We start from the raw sequence: 3,455 nt of genomic DNA, 5'->3' as shown, positions 1-3,455 counted from the left end.
GTGCGCGGCGTGAGCCAGAGGCGGCGGGCGATCGCGGCGTTGCTGCGCCCCTCGGCCATCAGCGCGAGCACGTCCCGCTCGCGGGGGGTGAGCGTGGCCAGCGGGTCGCCCGCCCGGCGGGCGCCGAGCAGGCGGGAGACGACCTCGGCGTCGAGCACGGAGCCGCCGGCCGCTACCCGGTCCAGGGCGTCGAGGAACTCGTCCACGTCGAGCACCCGGTCCTTGAGCAGGTAGCCGAACCGCCCCGCCGCCACGAGGTCGACCGAGTGCTTGCTCTCGACGTGCTGGGACAGCAGCAGGATCCCGAGGCCCGGGTGGCGCATCCGGATGCGGCGGGCGGCCCGGGCGCCGTCGTCGGTGTGGTCCGGCGGCATCCGGACGTCGATGACGACCACGTCGCACGGGGTCTCGTGGACCGTCTGCTCCAGCGTCAGCGCGTCCGGCGCCAGGCCGACGATCTCGTGCCCGCGGTCGGCCAGCAGCCGCGCCAGGCCTTCCCGGAACAGGGCCGAGTCCTCGCCGATGATCACGCGCACGGCAGCAGCACCTCCACCCTGGTCCCGGCTTCTGGCGGGCTGTGCACGGCCAGGGACCCGCCGACCGCCGTGATCCGGTCGCGCAGGCCGGACCAGCCCGCGCCGGACTGGTCGGCCCCGCCCCGGCCGTCGTCGCAGACCCGGACCGCGAGGACCGCCTCGTGCTGCTCGACCGCCACCTCGATCCGGGAGGCACCGGCGTGCTTGATGGCGTTGGTGACCGCCTCCATGACCACGTAGTACGCCGTCGCCGTCACGTCGTCCGGTAGCTGCCCGGCCCGTACCACGACGGTCACCGGCACCGGTCCCGCCTCGGTGAGCGAGGCGAGCGCGGCTCCCAGCCCGTCGTCCAGGCAGGACGGCCGTATGCCGTGTGCCAGCTGCCGCAGTTCGCTCACCGCCGTGCCCAGCTCGGCGACCGTCGTGTCGATCAGGTCCTGCACGTCGGTGTCGGTCGGGGCGAGGTGGCGCTGGGCCACCCGCAGGTTCATGCCGAGCGAGACGAGCCGCTGCTGGGCACCGTCGTGCAGGTCGCGCTCCAGCTTGCGGCGCTCGGCATACCCGACCGACTGCAGGCGCCGGCGGGACTCCTCGGTCTGGCGCAGCGCGGTGGTGAGCTCGATCCGCAGCCGGGCCATCTCGGCGACCAGCGCGATGGGCTCGCGCAGCTCGTGCAGCAGGGCCGCCGAGGCGGGGCTGATCCCGTCGACCCGGCCGACGAGGTGCTCGCCGAGGACGATCGGGGCGCCGGTGGCCGCGTCGTCGGGCCGGTGCTCGCTCCGGCGCGCGCCGGGCGCAGGGGCGGCGAGCGGCCGGCCGTCGGTGGCGTGCAGCACCGGCGAGCCGGGCACGACGAAGCCGACCCGCAGCGCCGGCTCGGCGAGCGCGCGGCGCAGGGTGGCCTCGAGCTGTTCCGGCGCGGTGGTCCCGGAGCGCACGTCGGCCAGCAGGTGCTCGACGTCGGTGCGCAGCCGGGCACGGGCGGGGTAGAGCCAGCGGTCGACCCGCCGGCCCAGCCGGGGCCGCAGGGGCGCCAGCGCGAGCGCGAGGACCAGGGTCGCCAGGGTGGCGGCGATCGGGGCCCGCCGGCCGAGCAGCGTGCCCACCGTGACCGCGGCGACCGTGTAGCCGAGCAGCAGGACGGCCATGACCGCGGTCCAGGTGACCGCCGTCGCCGTGAGCCGGTCCACGTTGTAGAGGTCGTGGTGCACCATGGCGATCCACGTCGCGACGGGCAGGGCGATCCACGTGACGACGAGCCCGACCACCACGAGGTCGGGTCCGCGGAGGAGGAAGTAGCTCGTCCAGCACAGCAGCAGGGTCAGCGGCAGCCCCATCGCCGCGAGCGAGATCCACCGCAGCTGGGCGCGCAGCGTGACCTCCGCCGCCCGGCGCCGGCGCAGCCAGACGGACACCGCGCTCGCGACCAGGCCGCCGAACAGGGTCAGCAGGGACAGCACGGCGAGGATGCCGAAGAGCACCTCAAGCGCCGGCGGGACGGTCCACGGGAAGCGGGGGAAGCGGATCTCGTCGTCGAACGGTGGGTCGTTCGGCCCGGGGCCCACCACGCCCAGGACGAACATCATCACCATCGCCGCCACGAGCGCTCGGGGCACCCAGCGCCACCGCGGCGTCGGCAGCCGTCCGTCGGGGAAGTGCAGCAGCAACAGCGCCGGCACCAGGTACAGCCCGGTCCACAGCGTCGACATCCCCCCGACCAGCCAGGACGCCACCGGGAGCGAGTCCGGGGCGCGCTCCACCTGCACCACGTAGAGGTCGCTGAACGCCCCGCTGAACGGCAGCAGCCCCATCCAGCACAGCAGCGCCCCGACCACGGCCCCGCCGGATCCGCCCGGCCCGCGGGCGTGCCGGAGCACGAGCCAGCCCATGGCCATGGGGACGGACCCGACGGCGACGAACGACACGGCATACCAGGCGTCGGAGGCGACGCGAGACACGCTGAGCTCCCAGACCAGCCCGGCCAGGAACATGGCGCTCGCCGCGGTCGCGGCGGTCGCCCAGCGGAGGGGGCGCTGCATGAAGGAAGGGTAGTGACTCGCGGCGGCCCCGGGCCTCCGTATCAGCACGGAGCAGTACGGACGTCTCAGCACGGAGCCCGGGCCGGTGCGGGCCCCCGGAGTGCTCGGGTGGCCGCCCCGATGTGCCCGGCCGCTGCGGCGAGGAGCGTGGGCGCATCGGACTGCTAGCCGAAGGAGCCGGCCATGTCGACCACCCCCACCGCCACCACCTCGCGACGTCGTCCCCGCGACCTGCGCCGGACCTGGCGCTGGGGCCTGGCGCTGCTCGCCCCGCTGCCCATGCTCGCCGTGGCGGCCGAGGCGGTCTTCGTGCCGTACGGCGAGTTCGCCACCGCCCGGGAGCAGCTCACCGCCGGTGCCGCTGCGCCGGGACGGCTCACGCTGGCCCTGTGGATGGGCTTCCTCGGCGTGCTGCTCGCGGTGCCCGCGACGATGGCCGTCGCCTGGACCGTCCGCCGCGCGGCGCCGCGGCTGGCGCTGGCCGGTGGGCTGTCGTGCCTGGTCGGATTCGGCATGACGTGGGCCATCCCGAACACCGACCAGGTCGTGCGCGTCGCCGCGGAGGGCGGGTATGACGTCACGCGCGTCGCCAGCGTCATCGACCTCGCGGCCGGTCACCCGTCCGCGAACGTTGCCGTCGGGATCTTCCTCGTCGGGCAGCTGATTGGCCTGGTGCTGCTCGGGTGCGCCCTGTGGCGCACGCCCGGGGCTCCGCGCTGGGCCGCCGTCGCGCTCGCCGTGTCGGGTCCGCTGCACGTGGCCGTGGCCGGCTTCCCGGTGGCCGCGGCCGGGAGCTGGGTGCTCACCGCCCTCGGGTATGCCGGAGCCTCCGTCGCGCTCGTCCGGTCCCGGGACGAGGACTTCGACCTGCCGCCGGCGG

Annotated in this window: 3 protein-coding genes; 1 reads left to right on the top strand and 2 read right to left on the bottom strand. The window is 75.4% G+C overall.

Annotated features, from left to right (window positions below; genetic code table 11):
• On the bottom strand, positions 1-536 hold a 536-nt coding region (locus VFL99_RS07460; protein ID WP_325105706.1), incomplete at its 3' end, for a response regulator transcription factor.
• On the bottom strand, positions 527-2,575 hold the full coding sequence (locus VFL99_RS07455) for a sensor histidine kinase (protein ID WP_325105705.1): 2,049 nt from the start codon (positions 2,573-2,575) through the stop codon (positions 527-529). The genes VFL99_RS07455 and VFL99_RS07460, both read right to left, overlap by 10 nt.
• Before the next feature lie 183 nt (positions 2,576-2,758).
• Here VFL99_RS07455 and VFL99_RS07450 point away from each other — a divergent pair.
• Positions 2,759-3,455: hypothetical protein (locus tag VFL99_RS07450; RefSeq protein WP_325105704.1), on the top strand; the 697-nt coding region annotated here is incomplete at its 3' end.

The organism is Segeticoccus sp. (assembly GCF_035708005.1).
This window is presented reverse-complemented; position numbering and strand designations above follow the sequence as displayed.

Bases quoted from the DNA above. Each gene is read 5' to 3' on its own strand.
- VFL99_RS07455 (WP_325105705.1), bottom strand. From the start codon at position 2,575: ATGCAGCGCCCCCTCCGCTGGGCGACCGCCGCGACCGCGGCGAGCGCC.